Source organism: Pseudomonas kielensis (assembly GCF_014236655.1).
In the GTDB taxonomy this organism is placed as follows: domain Bacteria; phylum Pseudomonadota; class Gammaproteobacteria; order Pseudomonadales; family Pseudomonadaceae; genus Aquipseudomonas; species Aquipseudomonas kielensis.
On the sequence record NZ_JACMYG010000101.1, the window covers coordinates 1 to 491 of the forward strand.

Annotated in this window: 1 pseudogene; it reads left to right on the plus strand. The window is 57.8% G+C overall.

What is annotated here, in order from left to right:
• Window positions 1-167: 167 nt before the first annotated feature.
• A pseudogene (locus H7995_RS28610) lies at window positions 168-491 on the plus strand (hypothetical protein); the annotation flags it as partial.

Sequence of the window (491 nt, forward strand, 5' to 3'; positions counted from 1 at the left end):
ACCCCTTCCCGCCCATCAAGGACAAAGCGTCGGTTGGCACTGGACGCTTCCCGGCATGCGGGCCAGAAGTGATGAGCCCTGTCCTTATCCTGGAGGCTGGGTCTGCGAGTACAAACCCGACAGCCAGCGCGTCCTCGACTACGCCACTGCGATGCCACGGATTGACGGTGAAAAAGTCGTCTGGCTGTGGACCGGATTTCACCCAGCCTGATTGCAGAAGAGGAGCCTTCAAACACAGCCACAAAAAACGCCGCCGTCCATCACACTCCAGAGTTAAACCGATGCCGCTGCCTGCTATAGCTCGAATCATCGACGCCGCCTATCGCGCCTATCGTGCCAATCAAGCGATCGAAAACACCAGGACGGCTGCCGAACTGGCTCAACTCGCCAGCGAAATTGCCGAGCGCAAGGCCAACATCAAGCGTGTGCTTCACACCACCATAGAAACCATGGCGCGGGAAATCGAGGTCAAGAGTTCGACCTTTGCCGTT